Annotated in this window: 21 protein-coding genes; 6 read left to right on the top strand and 15 right to left on the bottom strand. The window is 74.9% G+C overall.

Features of this window, described 5'->3' with window-relative positions:
- Window positions 1-59 precede the first annotated feature (59 nt).
- From ACIOHG_RS33490 to ACIOHG_RS33480, 3 genes are all read right to left on the bottom strand, one after another.
- The gene (locus ACIOHG_RS33490) at window positions 60-449 is read right to left on the bottom strand and encodes a hypothetical protein (RefSeq protein ID WP_400956247.1); all 390 of its coding nucleotides are present in this window, start codon (window positions 447-449) and stop codon (window positions 60-62) included.
- A gap of 133 nt (window positions 450-582) precedes the next feature.
- A complete protein-coding gene (locus ACIOHG_RS33485; RefSeq protein ID WP_400956246.1) occupies window positions 583-828 on the bottom strand; it encodes a hypothetical protein in 246 nt (81 codons plus the stop codon).
- Window positions 829-1,030: 202 nt separating this feature from the next.
- Window positions 1,031-2,533: a helix-turn-helix domain-containing protein gene (locus ACIOHG_RS33480; RefSeq protein WP_400956244.1), complete on the bottom strand. Its 1,503-nt coding sequence runs from the start codon at window positions 2,531-2,533 to the stop codon at window positions 1,031-1,033.
- Window positions 2,534-2,852: 319 nt separating this feature from the next.
- Between ACIOHG_RS33480 and ACIOHG_RS33475 the strand changes: the two genes are divergently transcribed.
- Together ACIOHG_RS33475 and lepB are read left to right on the top strand one after the other, a co-directional pair.
- Window positions 2,853-6,047 (top strand): M28 family peptidase, encoded by a 3,195-nt coding sequence (locus ACIOHG_RS33475; RefSeq protein ID WP_400956242.1) that lies wholly within the window; start codon window positions 2,853-2,855, stop codon window positions 6,045-6,047.
- 208 nt (window positions 6,048-6,255) lie between these two features.
- Window positions 6,256-6,993 carry a signal peptidase I gene (lepB, locus tag ACIOHG_RS33470; RefSeq protein ID WP_400956240.1) on the top strand — a complete coding sequence of 246 codons (738 nt, stop codon included), beginning with the start codon at window positions 6,256-6,258 and terminating at the stop codon, window positions 6,991-6,993.
- A gap of 39 nt (window positions 6,994-7,032) precedes the next feature.
- On the opposite strand, the gene ACIOHG_RS33465 is transcribed toward lepB, so the two are convergent.
- Window positions 7,033-7,680: a GNAT family N-acetyltransferase gene (locus ACIOHG_RS33465; protein WP_400956238.1), complete on the bottom strand. Its 648-nt coding sequence runs from the start codon at window positions 7,678-7,680 to the stop codon at window positions 7,033-7,035.
- Between the two features lie 97 nt (window positions 7,681-7,777).
- On the opposite strand from ACIOHG_RS33465, the gene ACIOHG_RS33460 reads away from it, so the two are divergent.
- A complete protein-coding gene (locus ACIOHG_RS33460) occupies window positions 7,778-8,104 on the top strand; it encodes a cupin domain-containing protein (RefSeq protein ID WP_400956237.1) in 327 nt (108 codons plus the stop codon).
- Here ACIOHG_RS33460 and ACIOHG_RS33455 read toward each other — a convergent pair.
- The 4 genes from ACIOHG_RS33455 to ACIOHG_RS33440 form a co-directional block, all read right to left on the bottom strand.
- Window positions 8,083-8,841 (bottom strand): hypothetical protein, encoded by a 759-nt coding sequence (locus tag ACIOHG_RS33455; protein ID WP_400956235.1) that lies wholly within the window; start codon window positions 8,839-8,841, stop codon window positions 8,083-8,085. The genes ACIOHG_RS33460 and ACIOHG_RS33455 overlap by 22 nt on opposite strands.
- Complete coding sequence (locus ACIOHG_RS33450; RefSeq protein ID WP_400956234.1) at window positions 8,838-9,860, bottom strand: hypothetical protein; 1,023 nt, start codon at window positions 9,858-9,860, stop codon at window positions 8,838-8,840. The genes ACIOHG_RS33455 and ACIOHG_RS33450 overlap by 4 nt, the downstream gene beginning before the upstream one ends.
- A gap of 116 nt (window positions 9,861-9,976) precedes the next feature.
- A complete protein-coding gene (locus ACIOHG_RS33445) occupies window positions 9,977-10,666 on the bottom strand; it encodes a Type 1 glutamine amidotransferase-like domain-containing protein (protein WP_400956232.1) in 690 nt (229 codons plus the stop codon).
- 144 nt (window positions 10,667-10,810) lie between these two features.
- A complete protein-coding gene (locus tag ACIOHG_RS33440) occupies window positions 10,811-11,686 on the bottom strand; it encodes a tetratricopeptide repeat protein (protein WP_400956230.1) in 876 nt (291 codons plus the stop codon).
- Window positions 11,687-11,829: 143 nt separating this feature from the next.
- Between ACIOHG_RS33440 and ACIOHG_RS33435 the strand changes: the two genes are divergently transcribed.
- A complete protein-coding gene (locus tag ACIOHG_RS33435; RefSeq protein WP_400956228.1) occupies window positions 11,830-12,399 on the top strand; it encodes a hypothetical protein in 570 nt (189 codons plus the stop codon).
- Window positions 12,400-12,406: 7 nt separating this feature from the next.
- Here ACIOHG_RS33435 and ACIOHG_RS33430 read toward each other — a convergent pair whose 3' ends face one another.
- The 5 genes from ACIOHG_RS33430 to ACIOHG_RS33410 all read right to left on the bottom strand — a co-directional run bounded on the left by ACIOHG_RS33430 (window position 12,407) and on the right by ACIOHG_RS33410 (window position 18,391).
- Entirely contained in the window at window positions 12,407-13,450 is a 1,044-nt protein-coding gene (locus ACIOHG_RS33430) for a hypothetical protein (protein WP_400956227.1), read from the bottom strand.
- 188 nt (window positions 13,451-13,638) lie between these two features.
- Window positions 13,639-15,243 (bottom strand): alkaline phosphatase D family protein, encoded by a 1,605-nt coding sequence (locus ACIOHG_RS33425; RefSeq protein WP_400956348.1) that lies wholly within the window; start codon window positions 15,241-15,243, stop codon window positions 13,639-13,641.
- A 282-nt stretch (window positions 15,244-15,525) separates the two neighbouring features.
- A complete protein-coding gene (locus tag ACIOHG_RS33420; RefSeq protein WP_400956226.1) occupies window positions 15,526-16,818 on the bottom strand; it encodes an alpha/beta fold hydrolase in 1,293 nt (430 codons plus the stop codon).
- Between the two features lie 394 nt (window positions 16,819-17,212).
- The gene (locus ACIOHG_RS33415) at window positions 17,213-17,854 is read right to left on the bottom strand and encodes an HNH endonuclease family protein (RefSeq protein WP_400956224.1); all 642 of its coding nucleotides are present in this window, start codon (window positions 17,852-17,854) and stop codon (window positions 17,213-17,215) included.
- 222 nt (window positions 17,855-18,076) lie between these two features.
- Window positions 18,077-18,391: a hypothetical protein gene (locus tag ACIOHG_RS33410; protein WP_400956222.1), complete on the bottom strand. Its 315-nt coding sequence runs from the start codon at window positions 18,389-18,391 to the stop codon at window positions 18,077-18,079.
- Between the two features lie 486 nt (window positions 18,392-18,877).
- Between ACIOHG_RS33410 and ACIOHG_RS33405 the strand changes: the two genes are divergently transcribed.
- On the top strand, window positions 18,878-19,417 hold the full coding sequence (locus ACIOHG_RS33405) for a hypothetical protein (RefSeq protein WP_400956220.1): 540 nt from the start codon (window positions 18,878-18,880) through the stop codon (window positions 19,415-19,417).
- A 194-nt stretch (window positions 19,418-19,611) separates the two neighbouring features.
- Window positions 19,612-20,226, top strand: coding sequence for a hypothetical protein (locus ACIOHG_RS33400; RefSeq protein ID WP_400956219.1), 615 nt, complete (start codon window positions 19,612-19,614; stop codon window positions 20,224-20,226).
- A gap of 72 nt (window positions 20,227-20,298) precedes the next feature.
- Here the strand turns inward: ACIOHG_RS33400 and ACIOHG_RS33395 are convergent, their stop codons facing one another.
- Both ACIOHG_RS33395 and ACIOHG_RS33390 read right to left on the bottom strand, forming a co-directional pair.
- Window positions 20,299-20,835 carry a gamma carbonic anhydrase family protein gene (locus ACIOHG_RS33395; RefSeq protein WP_400956218.1) on the bottom strand — a complete coding sequence of 179 codons (537 nt, stop codon included), beginning with the start codon at window positions 20,833-20,835 and terminating at the stop codon, window positions 20,299-20,301.
- 127 nt (window positions 20,836-20,962) lie between these two features.
- Window positions 20,963-22,255, bottom strand: coding sequence for an alpha/beta hydrolase (locus ACIOHG_RS33390; protein WP_400956217.1), 1,293 nt, complete (start codon window positions 22,253-22,255; stop codon window positions 20,963-20,965).
- Between the last annotated feature and the right edge of the window lie 210 nt (window positions 22,256-22,465).

Genomic DNA, 22,465 nt, shown 5'->3' with positions numbered 1-22,465 from the left:
TCAATTCCCGTTTCCTCCGGGACAGTTCCCCACCGGCGAGGTGGCCGGCACCCGTGGGGTCAGCGGCCGTCCTCGCGGGGGCGCTCCCAGTCCTCGGGCTCGTCGGGGCCGTATTCGGCCTCGGTCTGCTCGCGGAGCTTGACGGCGCGCTTGTCGGAGGCGGCGCGCTCCTCGGGCGAGAGGTTCTCCGCGGCGGTGCGCATCTCGCCGAGCCGGTCGCCGAGGGCGTGCAGGTAGCGGTCGGACTGGACGACGTCGCGCATGCCGATCCGGCCGGTGAGGACGTCCCGGGCCATCTGCTGGAGCTCGGGGCCGACCGAGTCGTTCTTCGCCAGCGTCCGCAGCGCCTTGTGCAGTTCCGCGGCCTGGCGGGGGTTGTCGGCGACGTCGAGCAGTTCCTCGTCGGCGATCTCGGGGCCGCCCAGATCGTCGTTGTCCGCTGCGGCCATGGCCACTCCCTCTGCTCCGCTGTTCCGGTACCGGTCCGTACACTTCCGTACGCCTTGCGCGATCATAGACGGAGGGCGGCGGACGGCCACCCCGCACCCCTCGGCCGCCCCCCTTCAGCCCTCGGCCGCCCCTTCAGCCCGCGGCCCGGCGCTCCTCGCCGGTCTCGGCGGCGCTGCCGACCCCGCCGTCGAGCACGTCCCGGGCCATCCGCCGGATGCCGGGGGCGACGGTGTCGCTGGCCGCCAAGGTCCGCAGGGCGTGCCGGAGTTCGGCGACCTGCCGCGGGTTGGTGGCGACCTCCACCGGCGGGCCGGGGCCGTCCGCCGGGCCGTCGCCCGGTCCGGGCGTGCCGGTGCCCCGGTGCTGTGCTGCGGCCACGGCCGCTCCCCTCTGTCCTTCCCCCGTCGTCCCCGACCCGATGCCCGTTCCCGACCGACATCCCGCCAATGATCTTACGGGCGGGTGGAGTTGACCGGACGATCGTATATCCGGACCCATGCGAAGGTAATGACTTCACCAAGACCGGATCGCGATCTCCCGCATTCCCCCGCTTTCGGCTCCCCCGGACCGGGGCGTCCGCTCAGATCGCGTGGCCGAGCCGGGCCGCGGCCTCGGCGCTGGGGGTGCCCCAGCGGGCGGCGCCGGCGGCCAGGCGGGCGCGGACGCCGCGCAGTTCGTGCCGGACCAGGGCCGGCAGCGGGGCACCGCCGGTGTCGAGCAGCGGGGCGAGGGCGGCGAGGGCGGCCTGCGGGTCGTCGGCGCACAGGTGGCAGTCGGCCACCCGGACGGTCAGCATGGCGCGGGCGGCCGGGAGTTGGCCGTCGCCGAGCAGGTCGAGGGCGGCCCGGGCGGCGGTCAGGGCGCGGCGGGCCAGGCGGGGGTCGCCGGTGGCGGCGGCGAGGTCGCGCAGGGCGGCGGCGGAGCCGGACTCGACCCGCAGCCGCAGTGCGGCGGGCGCCAGCCAGGGGACGCCGGCCTCCCGTTCGGGGGCGGGCGGCGCGGGGCGGTCGAGGTGCTCGCGGGCGGCGCCGATGTGCCGGACGGTGGCGCGGACGTCGCCGGACAGGCCGGTGGCGCGGGCCTCGCCGAGCCGGGAGAGGGCGTCGGCCCAGGGGCGGCCGGGGGCGGCCCGGGCGATCTCGCGGGCGTAGTCGCCGGCCGAGACCGGGTCGGCGTCGAGCAGGCCGAGCACGGCCATGTCGCTGAGCGCGGCGACCTGGGTGGCGGGGTCGCCGGCCAGTGCGGCCCAGCCGAGGGCGCGGTCCAGGCAGGCCATCGCGGTCGCGGGGCGGCCGCCGTGCAGGCGGAGGCTGCCGGCGGCGTGCGCGTACTCGGCGGCGAGCCGGGCCAGCACCCGGCGGTGCCGGGCGGGGGCGTCGGCGAGCCGGGCCACGACGGCGCGCAGCGTCCCTTCGAGCACGGCCCCGGGCTCGGGCCGGTCGCCCTCCCCCGCCCGGCCATGACCGCCTTCCCCCGCCCGACCATGACCGCTCTCCCCCGCCCGACCGTGGCCGGCCTGCCCCGCGCGCTCCCGCACCGCGCTCTCCGCGCTGTGCAGTTGGGCCCCGAGGACGGCGGCGAGGGCGTGCACGGTGTCGGCGTCGAGCGGGGCGGCGGGGTCGGCGCAGAACGCGGCGTGCAGGGCGGCGGTGGCCTCGGGGGGCGGGAGCGGGCAGCCGGCGGCGGCGTGCAGCGGGCACTGCAGGTCGTGGTCGGGCAGCCGGTCGGGGGCGCCCCGGCCGGGGGCGGGGGCGGGCGGCGCGGGGCGGGTGCCGGCCGGCAGCGGGGGGCGCAGCAGGTGGGCGGGGAGGGCGGGGCGGTCGCCCTCGGCGCTCTCGGCGCGGCCGTAGCTGCGGGTCAACTCGCCGCTGGTGCCGAGGACTTCGTCGAGGTGGCGGACCAGGCGGGGGGTGGCGCGGCGGGCGCCGTGCTCCAGTCGGCTGACGGCGGTGTGGTCGTAGCCGACGGCGGCGCCGAGTTGGGCCTGGGTCCAGCCGGCGTGCCGGCGCCAGCGGCGCAGCAGCGCGCCGAACTCCTGCCAACTGCCGTCCTCGGCCGCGATCCGGTCGGGCACGCCAAGCATCGCCGACACCTCCCCGGGGGGCTCCGGTCCGTCCATCGCTCCGCATCGAGACGGTACCCAACCGAAGTGCGCCCCGTACATGGGGTGGTCTGTACCTCTTCTTTGCCATCTCCCTTGCTCCGGCCCTTGCCGAACCCCTTCCCGCCCCCTCCTCCGGCCGTTTCTCCCCCTCCCTGACGGTCCGCCAACTCCGTTGGAGGTCTGGCTCTTTGACGGAACTTGCCATTCGGCCCCGGGGGCCGTCAGCTCCGTTGACCGGGCCATGGCGGCGGTGTGAGGGTTCCGGGCACCCCCACATCCGAGGAGCTGAGGAGCTCTGATGAAACGCAGATTGCTGACCGCCGGCACCACCCTGGCCGTGCTGGGCGGCATGCTCGGCGGTTTCGCCGGCCAGTCGGCCGCCGCGCCCGCCGCGCCGTCCCCCCTCGTACCGTCCCCCCTGGCGGCCGCGGTCTCGGCCGCGGACCTGGCCGCTTCGGCCGGTCTCGACGCGCTGGCGAAGGGACCGGACGAGAGCTACGAGCGGCGCTCGGTCACGCCCTTCCTGAACGGCCTGTACTCGGTGTCCTACGAGCGCAGTTACAAGGGCCTGCCGGTGGTCGGCGGCGACGCCGTGGTGCTCGCCGACAGCCAGGGCAAGGTGCGCGGCGTGCAGAACGCGGCGACCGGTCCGGTCGGCGTGCCGACCAAGGCCAAGGTGAGCGCGTCGGCGGCCGAGCGGGCGGCCCGCGCGAAGCTGGCGAAGGTCGACTCGGCCGAGGCCCCGCGCCTGGTGGTCCGGGTCAAGGACGGCACCTCGCGGCTGGCCTGGGAGTCGGTGCTGACCGGCTCCACCGACAAGGCGCCGAGCCACCTGCACGTGTTCGTGGACGCGGTCACCGGCGAGGTGGCCGACAGCTACGACGACGTGGCGGCCGGCACCATCAACAGCAAGTGGAACGGCCCGGCGGGCCTGACCATCAACACCTCCGGCTCGGCGGGCTCGTACTCGCTGCGCGACAGCACCCGTCCGGGCCTGCAGTGTTCGGACTACTCGACCGGCCAGGTCTTCACCAAGTCCACCGACTCCTGGGGTACCGGCAGCCCGTCCTCGAAGGAGACCGGCTGCGCCGACGCGATGTTCGCGGCGCAGAAGGAATGGGACATGCTCCGCGACTGGCTGGGCCGCAACGGGCACAACGGCAACGGCGGCAGCTGGCCGATCAAGGTCGGCCTGAGCGACGTCAACGCGTACTGGGACGGCTCGTCCATCTCGATCGGCCACAACAACGCGAACGAGTGGATCTCCTCGATCGACGTGGTGGGCCACGAGTTCGGCCACGGCATCGACCAGTACACCCCGGGCGGCGCCAACAACGAGGCGGGTCTCGGCGAGGGCACCGGTGACATCTTCGGCGCGCTGACCGAGGCGTACGCCAACGAGCCGTCGCCGTACGACAACCCGGACTACACCGTCGGCGAGATGATCAACCTGGTCGGCAGCGGTCCGATCCGGGTGATGTACAACCCCTCGCAGGTGTCCGGCAACCCGAACTGCTACTCCTCCTCGATCCCCAGCACCGAGGTGCACGCGGCGGCCGGCCCGCTGAACCACTGGTTCTACCTGCTGGCGGAGGGCTCCAACCCGGGCGGTGGCAAGCCGACCAGCCCGACCTGCAACTCCTCCACCGTCACGGGCGTCGGCATCCGCGACGCGGGCCGGATCTTCTACGGCGGCATGCTGCTGAAGACCAGCGGCATGACGTACAAGAAGTACCGGACCGCGACCCTGACCGCGGCCAAGAACCTCGACTCCACCTGCAACCTGTTCAACCGCACCAAGGCGGCCTGGGACGCGGTCAGCCTGCCTGCCCAGGCCGGTGACCCGACCTGCGCCGGCACCCCGGCGAACGACTACTCGCTGGCGCTGAGCCCGTCCTCGGGCAGCGTCCAGGCGGGCAGCTCGACCAGCTCGACCGTCTCCACCGCGGTCACCTCGGGCTCCGCGGCGAGCGTCTCGCTGTCCGTGAGCGGCGCGCCGACCGGCACCACCGCGACGGTCTCGCCGTCGAGCGTGCAGTCCGGCGGCTCGGCCACGCTGAACGTCAACGTCGGCGCGAACACCCCGGCGGGCACCTACACCCTGACCGTGACGGGCACCGGCCCGGCCACCCACACCGCGCAGTACCAGCTGACGGTGACCGGTGGCGGCGGCAACCCGGGCGGCTCGGCCCCGGACATCAACGTCGCCAACGTGCAGGCGCACCTGAGCCAGCTGTACACCATCGCCCAGCAGAACGGCGGCAACCGCCGGGCCGGCACCGCCGGTTACAGCCAGTCGCTGGCGTACGTCAAGGGCAAGCTGCAGGCGGCGGGCTACACCGTCTCCGAGCAGACCTGCACCTCCTGCACCTACACCTCCAACAACCTGATCGCCGACTGGCCGGGCGGCCCGGCCGACCAGGTCACCATGTTCGGCGCGCACCTGGACTCGGTCTCGGCCGGCCCGGGCATCAACGACAACGGCTCCGGTTCGGCGACCCTGCTGGAGAACGCGCTCGTCCTGGCGCAGCAGAACCCGACCATGAGCCGGCACGTCCGGTTCGCCTGGTGGGCCGGCGAGGAGCAGGGCCTGCAGGGCTCCAGCTACTACGTGGGCCAGCTCTCCGCGGCGCAGCGCTCGGCGATCAAGGGCTACTACAACTTCGACATGGTGGCCTCCACCAACGCCGGCTACTTCATCAACAACGTCAACTCGGCCACCTCCGCCCCGCTGAAGGCGTACTGGGACTCGCTGAACCTCCAGCCGGAGGAGAACGTCGAGGGCCAGGGCCGTTCCGACGACTACTCCTTCCAGCAGGCGGGCATCCCGACCTCGGGTTACGCAGCGGGCGCCAGTGACACCAAGTCGTCCTCCCAGGCGGCGAAGTGGGGCGGTACGGCGGGTCGTTCCTACGACTCCTGCTACCACTCGGCGTGCGACACCACCTCCAACATCGACGCGACGGTCCTGAACCGCAGCGCCGACGGCGTGGCGTACGCGATCTGGAAGACCTCGGTGACCACGACGGTTCCCAGCAACGACTTCAGCGTCTCGGTGAACCCGGCCACCGGCACCGTCCAGGCCGGCGACTCGGCCACCGCGACGGTGTCCACCGCAACCACCTCGGGCAGCGCGCAGTCCGTCTCGTTCTCCGCGAGCGGCGCTCCCGCCGGCGTCACCGTCTCCTTCAGCCCGTCCAGCACCACCAGCGGCGGCAGCACCACCCTGACGGTCGCCACCTCCAGCTCCACCCCGGCCGGCACCTACAGCATCACCGTGACCGGCACCGGCGCCTCCGCCACCCACACCACCAGCTACAGCCTGGTCGTGAACGGCGGCGGTGGCGGCAACACCACCTGGGCCGCGGGCGTCGCCTACAACACCGGCGACGTGGTCACCTACAACGGCGTCAGCTACAAGTGCCTGCAGGCCCACACCTCGCAGAGCACCTGGACGCCGGACGTGGTCCCCGCCCTCTGGCAGCGCCTGTAGCCGCCAGGAGCACCACCGGCACCACATGACCGAACAGCCCGCGGGGCGGGTGCGCAGCGGCAGGTTGGGGGACAGGCCGCCCGCGCACCCGCCCTCCGGCGTTCTCCCTGGTGCTCCGTCAACTTACGCCGTGCACATGCTCGGTGCCCGTACCATGACTGCCGGTCCGGGGGCGGTCGCGTCCCCGGCAGGCCGTCGGGGGGAACCGTTGTCCGCTTCAGCCACCACCACGCCGGCCGGGGCCGCGGAGGGCGCGGCCGCGGGCCGCCCGCGCCGGGCCCGCTCACGGGCACGCTCGCGGGGCCGGGAACTGCTCACGGTCGTGCTGGTCGCGCTGCTGCTGGCCTTCCTGATCAAGACCTTCCTGGTGCAGATGTTCGTGATCCCGTCCGGCTCGATGATGGGGACGCTGCAGCAGGGGGACCGGGTGGCGGTGGACAGGCTCAGCCCCTGGTTCGGTGAGCAGCCGCACCGCGGCGAGGTGGTGGTCTTCCGCGACCCGGGCGGCTGGCTGCCCGAGGAGCGGCCGCCCGGGGGCTTCGGGGGCGCCGTCCAGGACGTGCTGAGCCGGATCGGCCTGGCCCCGGCCGCCGGCGAACAGGACCTGATCAAGCGGGTGATCGCGGTCGGCGGCGACACCGTGGAGTGCGACGCGGGCCGGCCCCTGAAGGTCAACGGCACCGTCCTGGCGGAGCCGTACCTCTACCCGGGCGCGACGCCCTGCGACGACTACCCCGTCGGCACCCTGACCGTCCCGGCCGGTCACCTCTGGGTGATGGGCGACCACCGCAACGACTCCCGGGACTCCCGCTACAACCAGCTCCACAACCCCACTGGCGGCTTCGTCCCGGTCGACCACGTCATCGGCCGCGCCCGCCTCGTCGCCTGGCCCCTCACCCGCTGGACCACCCTGCCCGTCCCCGCCGCCTTCACCCCCCTGGGCTGACGCCCCGTCAACGCCACCGGTGGGAGTCGTCCGGCGCTGTCAGCCGGCGGCTCCCGGCCGGGCCATCCGCAGGTTCGGCAGGCGTCCGCGCCACAGCTCCCGCTCGCCGGTGGGGCGGAACCCGTGGCGGCGGTAGAAGCCGAGGGCGCCGGCGTTGTACTCGGTCACCCACAGGCCGATCGGGTCCGCCCCCGACCAGGCCAGGAACTCCGCCATCAGCCGGCCGCCCAGCCCGCGCCCCTGCGCCTCCGCCAGCAGGTACATCGGCCCGAGCACGACCTCCGCCGCGCCCCGCCGTCCGCAGACGAAGCCGAGCGGCCGCGCCCCGTCCCCCGCCGGGGAGCTGACGATCCGGCAGAACCACTGCGCGGGGTCGGCCTCCGTCCGCCCGATGAACTCCCGCCACCGGTCGATCCCGGCCGCGCTCCCGTCCTCGCCCCGCTGCTCCCGGACCCACGCCGCGTCGATGCCCGCCTCCGCGTTCGGGTAGGTCTCCAGCCAGACGGCCAGGTGCAGCGGGCCGAGCAGTTCCGCGTCCGCCCGGCGGGCCGCCCGCACCGTCTCGCGCGCCCCGTCCGGGAGCGCACCGTCCGGGAACGCACCGTCCGGGAGCGCACCGTCCGGGAACGCACCGTCCGGGAACGCACCGCCGATGGGTGGGGCGTCGGGGGGTGGGGTGTCGATCATCACCCGAACATATCTTCCCCGCCGCTCGACGGACCGTCAGGGGTCGTACCGCCGCCCCCTCCCCGGGCGGTTGCCGGCCGTGTCAGGATCACGCCCCATGGACATCATCGACAGCGGACACTTCCGCCCGGCCGCCGACGGCTCCCCCGACTACGCCGAGCACCTGCGGGTGCCCGCCCTCAGCTTCGGCACCTACTCGCTGCCGGCGGGCTCCACCGACGACCAGTCCCCGCACCGGGAGGACGAGATCTACGTGGTCACCCGGGGCCGGGCCCGCTTCACCTCCGGCGGCCGCACCGTGGACGTCGGCCCCGGCACCTCCCTCTTCGTCCCGGCCCTGGAGCGCCACCGCTTCCACGACATCACCGAGGACCTGGTCGCCCTGGTCCTCTTCGCCCCGGCCTACAGCGGCGTCCCGGACTGAGCGATGCCCCGGGCGGGGCGGAGCAGGGCCTCGCTGCCGATCGGGGTGAAGCCGGCGGCGAGGAAGGCGCGCAGGGAGCGGGCGTTGCCCGGGGCGACGGCGGCGAAGAGCGGGGTGCCGGCGGGGAGCAGGGTCAGGGCGTCGCGCAGCAGGGAGCGGCCGTGGCCCCGGCCGTCGGGGCGGGGGTCGTGCAGTTCGACGCCGAGTTCGTGGCGGCCGGCCAGGCCGCGGGCGAGGGTGACCAGGCCGCGTTCGTCGCCGTGGACGGTGACGTCGCTGCGCAGCTCGCGGGCGAAGCGGACCCGCGGGTGGTCGTCGAGCCCGGGCAGGGCGCCGAGCCGGGGCGGACCGCCGGTGGCCCGGGCCGTCAGGGTGGCGTCGGTGACGCCGATCCAGCCGCCGGGCCCGGCCAGGCGCAGCAGGAAGCGCGGGTCGAGCGATCCCCCGTAGCCGTCGGCGCCGCCCGCCACGACCTGTTCCCCGTCGAGCGCGGTGGCGACCACGGCGTGCCCGGTGAAGGCCACCGAGCACTCCAGCCCGCCGGGCAGCGGCGGCAGCACCGTCACCCGCCCGTCCGCAGGCGGGAACCGCTCCTCGGCGGCGGCCAGGAACCACCCCAGCAGCGGATGCGCCCCGCCGCCGCCCGCACCGCCGGTCGGCCCGGTCGGGGTGCCGCAGGCCGGTTCCGCGACGGCGCCCCGGTCGGGATGACGGGCCGTCGGCCGACGGGCCGTCACCAGGGCCGCCGGGAGCCGAGGGTGGGGCGGCGGGCGGGCGGTGTCCGGACCAGGGTCTCGGTGATCAGCCGGTCGTCGAAGTACACGGGGCTCCAGTGGTGCGGGGGCAGCGGGTCGTCCCGTTCGAGTTCGGCCCGCAGGCGCCCGCCCACCCGGAGGGCGCGCCGGCCGTCGGCGAAGGCCAGTTCCCGCCAGATCTCGACGTCCAGTTCGACGGCCCGGACGCCGGGCGGGACGGGCCACGCCGCGTCGGTCCGCGGGTGTCGGGGGACGAGGGCGAGTCCGGGGAGCGGGTCGGCGAGCGGCCGGCCGGGGCCGTGCAGGGCGCAGCGCTTGGCGGGGCCGGGAAGTCCGTACAGCAGGTGGTCGAGGGCGCGGCCGAAGAGCGCACCGGCGGCGGGGGGCTCGAAGGCGACGGGCGAGCCGGCGGCGGCGAACAGCAGGTCGACCAGGGTGAGCGTGGCCTCCTGCCCGCAGCGTTCGCTCCACCGCCCCCAGCCGTCGATCGGCCGCGGCCCGGACCGGTCGTGGACCAGCTCCGCCCAGTCGGCGGGCGGCAGGTCGGGCCCGGCGGGGACGGGGCGCGTCGCGCGGGGGTCGAGCCGGACGGCCTGCCAGAACTCGCACATGTCGTCCTGCCCGCCGACGGGGTGCCCGCAGGCGGCGCAGGAGAGGTTCTCGCCGGTGATCCCGCAGCAGGCGAGCCGGACCCGCTCGGGGGCCAGTACCGTGCCGAGGGCGTCGGCGGGTGCGAGCACCGCCCGGCCGGGCGGGCCGTCCGAGAGTGCCCAGACCCGGCCGTAGTAGCCGCGGGCCTCGGCCTCGCCCTCGGCCAGGTCCTCCCGGCGGTGCCAGGGCGGGCCGGAGGGCTCGGGGTCGACGGCGTAGGTGCCGGTCTCCATCAGGACGGGCAGGTGGGTGCCGTTCCCGATCTTCCGGTGGGCGTAGGGCGGGAACCGGACCCGGGTGACGGGCCGGGTGAGTGCGGCTTCGCAGTGCGCGCACACGAGGATCTCCAAACAGCGCTCCCTTCGGCAGCAGGAGTATCACGCGCACCAAGGTTCGAGTGCAAAGGGTTTTCCGACGCCCCGTCACCTCCAGGCCGACCGCCCCGCCCCGGCCCCCGGAGCCGCCCCTACTCGGCCGGGTCGAACTGGAGCCAGCGCCCCTCGGAGACGATCTCGACCACGCCGTCGACCACCTTGATCGCGGTGTGCTCGTCGGTGGCGTAGGCGCGGTACGGCATCCCGGCGGCCCAGCGCTGCGCCTCGGCGGTGGTGTTCTCGGGGCAGGACGGGTGGTCGAGGTGCGGGAAGATCGAGAAGTCGACCAGGCCCAGCGCCAGGTCGTCGTCCGCCCGGGGCTCGCCGCCGTGCGGGCGCCAGTCGACGAAGGCCTCCCCGACCCGGGGCGTGACGACCATGCTGCCGGCGCTGAGCCCGACGTAGACGGTGTCCGGGAGGGTCGGGAACAGTTCGGCCAGCCCCGACTCGCGCATCCAGTGCGCCAGGTACATCGGGTCGCCGCCGTTCACCAGCAGCACGTCCGCCTCGCGCACCCAGGAGACCCAGCGCTCCCGGTCGAGGCTGGGCAGCGCGGTCAGCTCCAGGACGCCGACCGACTTCCAGCCGAGCCCGGTCATCAGGTTCTGCGACTGCCCGCTGACGAACCGCCAGGGGCCGGCGGGGCTCGCGTACGGGCCGCCGTACCCGGCGGTGGGGATGCACAGCGCGGTGGACTCGGCGATCGGCTTGCCCAACAGGTCGACCAGCGCGGCCCGGATGCTCTCGTTCTGGACACCGGCGTCGGTGAGGAGGAGTTTCATCGCACCACCGTAGCCACCGCCACCGACAACGCCCCTGGCCGCGCCGCCGACCACCGGACGAGCACTGCCCGACCACTGTCCGAGCACCGACCACTGCCCGAGCACCGGAGGGCCACCTGACCGGGCAACCACCGGCCGCCGCGGTCAGTCCCGATCCAGATCCAGGTCCAGGTCCGGTTCCAGGTCCAGCCCGTACGCCCGGGCCATCGGCCGCCAGTCGAAGCCGAGTTCGTCGGCCAGTTCGAGCCAGCGGCCCGCCTCGGCGGGGGGCTGCTCGCCCTCGCCGGCAGCCGTCATGACGCCGAGCACGGCGGCGGCGCGGCCGTGGCCGGACTCGGCGGCGAGCCGGTACCAGCGCAGCGAGGTCGGCAGGTCGGCGGGCACGCCGTTGCCGGTGGCGTAGAAGCCGCCGAGGTTGGCCATCGCCCGGACGCTGCCGGCCTCGGCGGCGCGGTGGCACCAGTCGACGCCGGCGGCGGGGTCCGCGGGGCCGCCGACCCCGGTGGTGCACAGCACGTACAGCTCGAACATGGCGTCGGCGTCGCCCGCGCGGGCCGCGCTCTCGTGCCAGGCCCGGCTGCGCGCCTCGTCCACGGCGCAGCCGTACCCGGCGCCGTGGAAGAGGCCCAGCAGGTAGGCGGCGCGCGGCAGTTCGCCCGCGGCCTCGGCACAGGCGAAGGCTTCTGCGGCGGCCTCCGCAGCGGCGGCCGGGTCGGCGGCGGCGGGGCCGAAGTAGAGCGTCTCGGCCCGGTCGACCAGCGCGGCGGGCAGCCGGAGTTCGACGGCCCGGGCGACCGCCCGCTCGACCCGGTCGGCCAGTTGACGGACCGTCGGGCCGTCGACCGGCGGCAGGCCCAGCACCGCGTCGGCGTCCCGGAAGTCCAGGGCGGTGCGGGCCCGGCCGACGGCGTCCCAGAGCGCCCCGGCGTCGGTTCCGGCCGTGAGGCGGTCGAGTTCGGCGGTCTTGTCGAGGGTGTCGACGGTCCGGGGGTCGGTGGCAGCGGCAGCGCGTGGGTCCATGCGCACCACGCTACCGGCGGCCACCCACAGGACCGGCCCGGTCCCCTCCGCCACCGAACGGTTCGCACACCCGTACGGCCGAGCCCTACAGTGTGGCCGCACCGAGGTGCACCATCCCCGTACCCGTCCCCGGAGTCCGCCCGATGAGTCCGACCAACATTCCCTGCCCCGCCTGCGCGAGCTGCGACCGGACCGTGCCGGTGTCGGTGGCGGTGCTCGACCGGGACGCGCCGCTCGACCCGGCGGTGCGGGCCCAACTGGACGTGCCGCGCGAGCCGAAGAGCCTCAGCCCGGGGTCGACGGTGCTGTTCGTCCTGGCGGGGCTCCAGCTCCTGCCGCTGCTGATGGTGGCGGGCGGGATCGGCGACGCCGACCCGACGGTGCGGAACTTCTCGCTGATCGCCACCCTGTTCGTGCTGGGGCTGGGGATCGGCTTCGCGGTCGCCGGCCGCCTGGTGCTGAACGCGGCCCGCGAACGCCGGCGCGCGCAGGGCGGTTGGCCGCTGTCCTACGAGCAGTGGACGCTGGTGCACAAGGTGTGGCGGGCGGCCTGGCTCTGCCGGGACTGCCGGGTCGCGTTCTTCCCGGCGTGGTCGCTGCGCCCGGACTTCCCGGCCTCGCCCGCCCTGCAACTCCCGCACTTCCAGGACTGGTTGACCGAGATCTCCAAGCAGATCGACCTCGCGGGCGGCCTGGCCGCCCCCACCCCCTGACCCCGCCTCACCACCACGTCCGGGTCCGGGCCGCACAGTGGGCGAAGCCCAGCGCGGGGCCGCGGACGGCCGGTCGACGGGCCAGCAGGTCGGCGAGCAGCCCGGCGTCGAACCACGCGGGCGGCGGGTGCGGCGCGGGGGCGGGTTCGTCCCGGTCGAGTGCGGCCCGCAGCGCGCCACCGACCCGGACGGCGGGGCGGTGGCGGCCGTGCGCGAGGTGGCGCCAGAGGTCGAGGTCGAGCGGGACGGCGGTGACGCCCGGCGGTACGGGCCAGCTCTCGCCGGTCTGCGGGTGCAGCGGGACGATCGCCAACTCGGGGCGGGGGTCGGACAGCGGCAGTCCGGGGCCGTGCAGGGCGCACCGCCTGGCGGGGCCGGTCCCGCCGGGGCGGAGCTGCTCGGGCATGGTCCCGAACAGGGCTGCGGCGGACCGGTGTTCGAAGCGCACCAGCGCACCGTCGGCGGCGGCGAGGAGCTGGACGAGCGCGACGGTCGCGTCCTGCTCGGCGCGCGGACTCCAGCGGCCGTCCGGTCCGAGCGGCGGTGGCGCGGAGCGGTCGTGGACCAGCTCCGCCCAACCGGCCGGGGGCGGCGACGGGCCGACGGGCCGGGCCCGCACCTCGTCCGGTTCCAGCCAGACGGCGTGCCAGACGTCGCAGAGGTCCTCCAGGCTGCCGACGATCCGCCGGCAGCCGCGGCAGGCCAGGTTCGGGCCGCCGATGCCGCAGCAGCCCCCGGCGGCCCGCTCGGGGACCACCTCGGTGCCGAGCACGTCGCCGGGCGCGCAGACCACCCGCCCGGGCAGCCCCTCGGAGAGGGCGCGCACCGGCGCCCAGTAGCCCCGCCGCTCGGCCTCCTCCGGCGCGACCCGCGACCACGGGCGCCACGGCGGCCCGGACGGCTCGGGGTCGACGGCGTAGCTGCCGGCCGCCATCAGCGCGGGCAGCCGTCCGTTGACGCGCACCTGGTGGTGGGCGTGCGCCGGGAAGCGCGCCCGGGCGACGGGCCGGGTCAGGGCGGTCGCGCAGTGCGCGCACTCGAAGATCTCCAAGCGACTCCTTCGGAACCGCCGGAGTATCACCCGACCCGTCGGCGACGGGCAAAGGGTTTTCCGTGTACGGCCGCTCAGGACACGGCCGCTCGGGACACGGCCGTACAGGACACGGCCGTACAGGACACGGCCGTACGGGACACGACCGCCCGGAGAACGACCGCCCGGGGAACGACCGTCCGGCCCGGTCAGCCGGCCGGGGACCAGACCCGTTCGACCTGCTGGGTGCCGGTCCTGGTGCGGTAGGAGCGGGCCCACTTGGTGGTGGCGTCGGGCCTGGTGCGGTCGGAGAGGACGTAGTAGTCCATCTGGGCGCGTTCGGCGGTGATGTCGAGGACGCCGTAGCCGTGCGAGTCGAGGTCGGTCCACTTGACGTGCCGGTTGGCGGCCTGGATCGCGGTGGCGGCGAGCAGCGAGAGGGTGCCGGGGGCGACCTTGAGGATGTCGTCGATGTTGTCGGAGGTGACCGAGGTGACCACGAACTCGGTGGCGGCGCTGCCGGAGGCCGGGTAGGTGGCGGCCTCGAAGGGCACGTCGCAGGCCCAGGCGGAGTGGATGTCGCCGGTGAGGAAGACCGTGTTGGTGATCCGGTGGTCCTTGAGGTGGCCGAGCAGTTCGCGCCGGTCGTGGGTGTAGCCGTCCCACTGGTCGACGTTGACGGCCAGGCCCTCGCCGGGCAGGCCGAGCAGTTGGGTGAGCGGGCGCAGCAGGTAGTCGGGCACCGAGAGGAAGGCGACGGGCGAGATCATCACCTCGTTGCCGACCAGCCGCCAGGTGGTGTCGGAGGCGGCCAACCCGGCCTTCAGCCAGTCGAGTTGGGCCCGGCCGGTGAGGGTGCGGTCGGCGGAGTCGACGGCGCCGTCGCCGATCTTCGCCTGCTGGGAGCGGAACGAGCGCAGGTCGAGCAGGTGCAGGTCGGCGAGCTTGCCGTAGCGCAGCCGCCGGTAGGTGGTGCCGGCCACCGAGGGGCGGACCGGCATCCACTCGAAGTAGGCCTGCTTGGCGGCGGCGACCCGGTCCGTCCAGGCGCCCTCGGTGCCGGGGGTGTGGTTCTCGGCGCCGCCGGACCAGGCGTCGTTGGCGAACTCGTGGTCGTCCCAGATGGCGACGGTGGGGACGGCGGCGTGCAGGGCGGTCAGGTCCGGGTCGGTCTTGTAGCGGCCGTGCCGGGTGCGGTAGTCGGCGAGCGTGGTGATCTCGTGGGCAGGGGCGTGCGGGCGGACCACGGTGCCGCGGGTGCCGTAGGCGCCGGAGGCGTACTCGTAGATGTAGTCGCCGAGGAAGAGGAAGGCGTCCAGGTCGCCGCGGGCGGCCAGGTGGCGGTAGGCGGCGAAGTAGCCGGCCTCCCAGTTGGCGCAGGACGCGACGCCGAGGCGGAGCCGGGCCACGGCGGCATCGGTGGCGGGGGCGGTGCGGGTGCGGCCGACCGGCGAGACGGCGCCGTCGGCCAGGAAGCGGTACCAGTAGGCGGTGTCGGGGCGCAGCCCGCGGACGTCGACCTTCAGGGTGTGGTCGGTGGCGGCGGTGGTGGTGACGGTGCCGCCGGCGGCGATCGTGCTGAAGTCGCGGTCGGCGGCGAGCTGCCACCGGACCTCGGTGTCGGCGCCGAGGCCGGAGCCGGGCACGGCCTCGGGGGCGGGGGTGACCCGGGTCCACAGCAGGATGCCGTCGGGCAGCGGGTCGCCGGAGGCCACGCCGTGCAGGAACTGCGGGGTGCTCGCGGCGGCGGCGCGCCCGGCCGCGCCGGTCAGCGGCAGGGCGAGCGCGCCGGCGGTGAGGGCGGCGGCCTGGATGACCCGGCGGCGCGGCGGGCGGGCGACGGCGCCGGAGGGGGCCTCGGCGGAGGGGACCGCGCCGGTCGGGGCAGCGGCGGCCGGGGCCTGGGCGGTGACGGACGGGGCGGCGGATGCGGTGGTGCGCGCGGATTCGGTCACGTCACAGGAGACTTACCCATCGGTAATGCCTTGTCCAGAGGGCATCCTGACTGTTCGTCAACCCTTCACCCGGTAAAGCGGGCCCCAACCCCGCCCCATGCCGTCCTTCGACCCCGTGCTTCCGTACCCGGTCGGCGTGCTTCAGTACCGGTCGGCGTCGAGCACCGCCCGGACGAACTCGCCGGGCGCCTCCTGCGGGAGGTTGTGGCCGATCCCGTCGATGGTGCGGTGCAGGTACGGCCCGACGAAGCGGTCCCGGTAGGCGCGACCGCGGCCGGGCGCGGTGAACGGGTCGAGGGCGGGTTCGAGCACCACGGTGGGCACGGTGATCACGGGGCGGCCGGCCAGCCGCCGCTCGTCGGCGTCGTAGCGGCGCTCGCCGCCGGCCAGGCCCAGCCGCCAGCGGTAGTGCTGCACCACGATCTCGGGGTAGTCGGGGTTGTCGAAGGCGGCGGCGCTGCGGTCGAAGACCTCCTCCTCGAACTGCCAGGTCGGCGAGACCGTCTGCCAGACCACTCGGCACAGGTCGCGGCGCAGCCGGCGGTCGAGCAGCGCGCGGCGGCCGCGCTCGGTGGCGAAGTAGTACTGGTACCACAGGGCGTGCTCGGCCTCCGCGTCCAGCGGGTCGGCCTGCCCCTGGACGTCGGTGATCAGGTAGCCGCCGATGGCCACCAGGGCCTTGACCCGGTCGGGGCGCAGCGCGGCGACGATCGCGGCCGTCCGGGCGCCCCAGTCGAAGCCGGCCAGCACGGCGCTGCTGATCCCGAGCGCGTCCAGCAGGGCGACCAGGTCCTGGGCGACGGCGGCCTGCTGGGCGTTGCGGGGGGTGTGCTCGGAGCGGAACCGGGTGCGGCCGTGGCCGCGCAGGTAGGGCACCAGGACGCGGTAGCCGCGCGCCGCCAGCAGCGGGGCCGCCTCGGCGAAGCTGTGGATGTCGTACGGCCAGCCGTGCAGGCAGATCACCACGGGGCCGTCGGACGGGCCGCACTCGGCGTAGCAGACGTTCAAGTCCCCGGCGGCGATCAGCTTCAGCGTCCACGGCACCGCCAGGCCGTCCGAGAGCACCCCGCCGTAGGAGGCCGCGCGCGGCGAGACCACGTACGCCGGCGGGGCGTAGGCCTGGGCCGGGTAGGCGGGCAGCATGTAGGCCGGTTCGGCGTAGGGCTGGGTGCCGTACGCCTGGCCGCCGTACGTCTGGCCGCTGTACGCCTGGGTGCCGTAGGCGGGCGCTCCGTAGGCGGGCAGCATGTAGGCCGGGGCCGGGTAGCCCTGGGCCGCGTAGCCCGGCGCCGCGTGTCCGTTCGGCGCGTGGCCGTTCACCCCGTGCCCGTTCGCCGCGTGGCCCTGGGCCTGGTAGGCCCGCCCGCCCGCCGTGGCCGTGAAGAGCCCGGCCCGGTCCGCGACCCCCGTCGAGTGGAAGCTCCGCCTGTCCATCCGTCCGCCCTCCGCCCATGCCCAGCCGTCCGCTGTTCCGTCAGCAAGGATGCCGCAGAAGGGCGTTGGCCAGGATCAAGACGCGCCGATCAGGCATTTCGGGCATACATGTACTCAAACGGTCCAAACTGCCCGCACGGCCGCCCCGAACGGGTGCTCCGACTCGAACGACCTTGCGCCCAGCGGTCGTTGGGGCGTCAACGAGCGCAACCCCTCGACACCACCCCGCGGACAGCTTGTCGTACTTCACCCGAGCACGCCCCCGGACTCGAACGCAGGTGCGGCGGCCGCAGGCCTGCCGCCCACCGCCCGCACGGGAGCCCCGCTCGGGGGCCCGTGCGGGCAGTCCGTGCGGGCGGTCCGTGCGGGCGGTCCGGGCCGAACGGCCTTTCGCTCAGCAGCCGTTGAGGATATTGGTGAGCGCGGCCTTCTCGGCGCTGTCCACCGACAGCTTGTAGGAGTACTTCACCTGCACCCAGGCGCGGACGTAGGTGCAGCGGTAGCCGGTGACCGGGGGCAGCCACTCGGCCGGGTCCTTGTCGCCCTTGGCCTGGTTGACGCTGTCGGTGACGGCGATCAGCTGGGGACGGGTCAGGTCGTTGGCGAACGCCTGGCGCTGGGCGGTGGTCCAGGCGGAGGCGCCGGAGTCCCAGGCCTCGGCGAGCGGGACCAGGTGGTCGATGTCCAGGTCGGAGGCGGCGTGCCAGGTCGCGCCGTCGTAGGGGGAGAACCAACTTCCGGATATGGCAGCACAGTTGGCTTCGGTGACCACGCCGGAGCCGTCGCGCTTGAGCACGGTCTCACGGGTGTTGCAGGTGCCGGAGACGGTGATCCAGTGCGGGAACAGCGCCCGGTCGTAGCCGGTGCGGTTCTCGGCCTTGACCGTCAACTGGGCCAGGTAGCCCCGGGCGGTGGCGGCGGAGACCGGGGTCGGCAGCGCGGCCCGGGCCGGGCCGGTGCTCGCGGTGACGGCCCCGAGGGCGAGGACGGAGGTGGCCGCGACGGCGGCGAAACGGCGGAGGGAACGATTCGGCACGGGGCGCTCCTGGGCTCGGCGGAGAAACGCGTCGGAGGGAGGAAAGTCCGGTGGCGGTGCGCGAGCCAGACTGGCAGCCCTCGATCTATGCGGGTAGATACCAAGCCGTGAAGATTCCATGACCGTCACATGACCTTGCCGGGCGACGACTTGACGGTTCGTCGCCTGCACCGGCCGGGGGCGGTCACCCCGGCCGGGACGCGTCACCTGGGCGAGGGCGGGTCACCCGGGCGGGCGCCGCCAGTACGTTCCGGTGAGGATCTCGAACTCGCACTCCTCCAGGCGCTCCGCGAGCACCGTCCGGTCCCCGGTCTGGTGCACCACCAGCTCGGTGAGCGCCGCGACCAGCGCCCGGCAGGCCTCGATGCCGTGCCGGGCCACGAACCCGTCCAGCGCCCCGGCCCCGCCGCCCGGCCCGCCCCCGACGCCACCGGGTCCGGCTGCCCCGTCCGCCCCGGCCGCCTGCGCCCGCACCAACGCGACGGCCGTCAGCACCACGTCGTCGGCGAACCCGCTCGGCCCGAATCCCTTCCGCACCCCACCACGGTCGCCCACCCCGGAGCGCCGCCTCCACCCCGCCCCGCTCCCCCGGGTGAACCGCACCCGCATCCCCGGCCGGCCCACCGCCCCGGGTGCTATGGGCGCGCCGCCCCCGGTGCTACGGGCACGCCGGGCGTTCCCCGGGGAGCGGGTCGGCCGGCACCACCGCGCCAACCCGATCCCGCTTCCCCGCTCCGCCCCCGGATCGACCCGCACCTGCTCGCCCTTCGCCGGCGAGCAGGAGGACGTGCACAGCGGGTGTCCAGGACCAACAAGACAGCGCTGGCCCGGCTGTCCCTCGTGGGACAGCGGCTCCGCGAGCCGTACCGGGACGCCTGGGTACCCCTCCACGGCCTTCCGGGGTCGAAGCGGTACGTGCAGGACGAGAGCGCCGTCCCCGACACAGAACCCCCGGCCGGGCCGGGCTCGGCTGCCCCCCACCTGGGCTTGGTTGGACGCAGCGGTGCGGGGCACGTACTCGGCATGGATGCGGGGGTGGCGGCGGTGGTCGGTGCGGCCGTGGGCGTGCTCGGTGGCGCCGCGAGCGGGTGGATGGTGCTGGTCGGTCAGGCCCGGCAGCAGGGGCGCCAGCAGGACTTCGACCGGCGGCGCAGGTTGGAGGAGGTGCGGCGGGAGGCGTACAGCGCGTGCATCAGTACGTCGAAGCAGGTGTCGGCCTGCTGGTGGCGCGTGGCGGCGGTGCTGCGGATGGACGGATCGACGGTGGAGCAGTGGGATGCGGCGGCGGCCGAGGCGCACGCGGCGTGGTCGCCGTTCAGCGCGGCGGTGGCCACCGTGACGGTGGTGGGTCCGGCGTCGGTGGCGCGGGCCGCCGAGGAACTGCGGCGCTCCATGCTCGCGTTGGACCGGGCAGCGGTGGCGTGGCACGAAGCCGCCCGGGCGGCGGGCCGGGGCGGCCTGCCGGTCCTCGACGAGCGCTACATGGCGGCGGTGGCTGCCAAGCGACGGCCGGGGGCCGCGTTTCAGCAGGCCGCCCGGAGCGCGCTGGGAGCGGATGCCTGACCGGGCACGGGAGCGCACCAGGACACCGAACCGGTGACCGCGCCGCCCGGGCCCGCAGCCGTCCGGGCCCGCAGCCGTCCCGCCCCGGCTCTACCGATCCGGTCGGCTCTGTCGGTCCGGTCTACCCTGTCGATCCGGTCCGCCCTGCCGGTCCGGTCGGCCGGGCTGTCCGTCCCGACGCCTAGGCTGGGCGCATGAGTTCTTCCCTCAGCGTCTTCCTGCTCGACCCCCTGGCCACCCGTGCGCTCGTGGGTTCCGGTGACGAGCAGTTGCTCCGGCGGCTCACCGACCACTTCGGCCGGGATCTGGCCGAGTCGGACGACTGGTTCTCGCACGAGATCGGCAACGGCGCGCCCACCGCCGCCGAGGCGCTGCGCGCGGTGGTGCACGGCGGGCCGTACGCGGCGGACCGCAGTCACGCGTTCCAGTACGGCTACGCGTACATGCGCCTGTGCGAGCTGACCGGTCGGTTCCTGAACAACTCCAGTTTCTCCCCGTTCCGCGGCGCCTGGCTGGCCGCCGTCGACGAGGGGCTGAAGGCACTGGGGGTCACCGAGGTGTCGCTGGCGGAGTTCGGCTACGGTTTCGGCCTGCCCGAGGGCGTGCCGCAGGGCCACGACTACCCGGGTGGCGGCGAGTGGACGAACCGGGCCTGCCTGGCCGCGCTGGCCCAGTTCGAGCAGGCCGAACGCGAGGGCCGCGCAGCGGAGTTGGAGCCCGACGTGGCCGAGGCGGTCTCCGACGTGATCGGCTGGCTGCGCCAGGTCGAGCAGCGCCCCGGCTTCGGCGTCATCGGCTTCGTCTCCTGACCGCCGTCCTCGGCTGAAGCACCGCCGGCCGTCCTCGGCTGAAGCACCGCCGCCGGGGTCCGCCGCACCGTCTCAGCGCCCGGTCCCCGGCACGTCCTGGGCGTGGGCCGCGGCGAGGAGTTGGTAGCCCTCGCCGTTGGCCCGGATGCCGGCCCGCTCCTCCGCGGTGAGTTCGCGCTTGACCTTGGCGGGCACCCCGGCCACCAGCGAGCCGGGCGGCACCTGCATGCCCTGCGGGACGACCGCGCCGGCCGCGACCAGCGAACCCGCGCCGATCCGGGCCCCGTTGAGGACGGTGGCGCTCATCCCGATCAGCACGTCGTCCTCGACGGTGCAGCCGTGCAGGACGGCGTTGTGGCCGACCGAGATCCGCTCGCCGAGCACGGCGGGGAAGGACGGGTCGGCGTGCACGGTGCAGTTGTCCTGGATGTTCGTCAGCGCGCCGACCACGATCCGTTCGGCGTCCCCGCGCAGCACCGCGCCGTACCAGACGCTCGCGCCGGGGCCGATCAGCACCTCGCCGACCACCACCGCCCCGGGGGCCACGAACGCGTCCGGGTCGACCTGCGGGTGCCGCCCGCCCACCGCCGCGATCAAGGGTTCGGGCACAGTCCGCTCCTCCGCTCCGCGCCCGGCCCACTGCCGGACGACGCGCCCCAGTCTCTCCCACCGGCCGTGGGCGGGCGGCGGTCACCCCGGCCCGGCGACTCGGCCACCCCGGCCCGGCCGGCGGCGGCTACCCCTGCTTGGCGGGCGGCTGCGCGGCCGCGCCCTGGTGGGGGCCGGGGGTGCCGAGCTGCTGGGCCAGCCAGGGCAGCGCCTCGGCGAACGCACTGGAGGCGAACTGCCAGACGTGCCGGCCCGGTTGCACCACCACCCGGCTCTTGAAGCCGGCCTTGCGGGCGGCCGCGTCCAACTGCCGGGCCTGGGCGACGTGCGGGGACTCCTGGTCGCCGATCTCGAACCAGCCGGAGGCGTTCTTGTAGGCGGGGTGGTGCGCCAGCACGGTCAGCGGGTCGTGCGCCGCCCAGGCCGCGGCGTCGCCGCCGTACAGCTTGTCGATGGTCTGCTGCTTGTCGCCGCTGTTGGGGCCGATGTCCCCGGAGATGTCCTCGAAGTGGCTGAACACGTCGGGGTGTTCGACCACCAGGTCCACCGCGCAGGTGCCGCCCATCGACCAGCCGACCACGCCCCACTTGTGCGGGTCGGTGGCGGTGCCGAAGGTCTTCTCCACGTACTTCGGGACGTCCTTCACCAGGTGGTCCTCGGCCTTCCCGTTCGGGCCGTTCACGCATTCGGTGTCCACCCGGAAGCCGCCGGTGGCGTCGGCGAAGACCAGGACCGGGGCGAACCCGCCGTGCTGGGCGGCGTACGCGTCGGCGGTCCGCACCGCGTTGCCGGCCCGCACCCAGTTGTCGGGGGCGGAGAACTCGCCGCCGATCATCTCCAGCACCGGCAGCTTGGGCCGGGCCTTGCTGCGGAACCAGGCCGGGGGCAGGTAGACCAGCTCCTGCCGGGGAGTGAACCCGCCACTGGCGTCCGGGATGTCGACCTGGACGATCCGGCCGGTGCCGGTGCGGCCGGTCAGCGAGCCGAGCTGGTCCAGCGTCACCTGCTGCGGCAGCGGGTCGCCGCCGATCTCGCCGATCGCGTCGCCCAGGGTCGGGTAGTACCCCGTGGACGCGTTGAGCGCGTCGGCGCCGGCCAGCAGCGCGAGCAGCGCCGCCAGCGGGGCGAGCGCCCGGCGCCACCAGCGCGCGCCGCGCCACCCGGCCACCAGCACGGCGAGCGCCGCCACCGCCGCGCCCAGCCAGCCCCAGAGCGCGGGCGGCAGCGGGTCGGTGACGCCGCCCAGCGTGACGACCAGCAGGCCGAGCACGGCGGTCAGCGCGGCGGCGGCCGCCAGCGCGAGCGGGGCCCGGCGCAGCCGCCAGCGGCGGTCGCGCCAGCCGATCGCGGCCAGCAGCGCGGCGGCGGCCGCGAGTTGCACGGTCCACGGGAACCAGCCCGTCAGCAGCTGCACGTTCATGCCGGGGATCGTAATGACCGCCGCACCGGCCACTCCCCCGGCTTGACCTGCCCAAGGGCGTCCTGGGACGAAGTTGGTACAAGAAGCTGGTCCTACGAATTGCTGCTGCGGGCTGCTAGGGCGTGTATCTGATTGTGATCAAGGATTGGGCTTGGTGAGGTCCTTGATCCATATCATCGAGGCCCGGAGGTGGAGGCCGGCGAGGTAGCT

Origin of the sequence: Kitasatospora sp. NPDC088134 (genome assembly GCF_044741705.1) — a bacterium.
GTDB lineage: Bacteria > Actinomycetota > Actinomycetes > Streptomycetales > Streptomycetaceae > Kitasatospora.
Note: the sequence above shows the minus strand (reverse complement) of the source record. Positions and strands in the feature narration are given on the sequence as shown.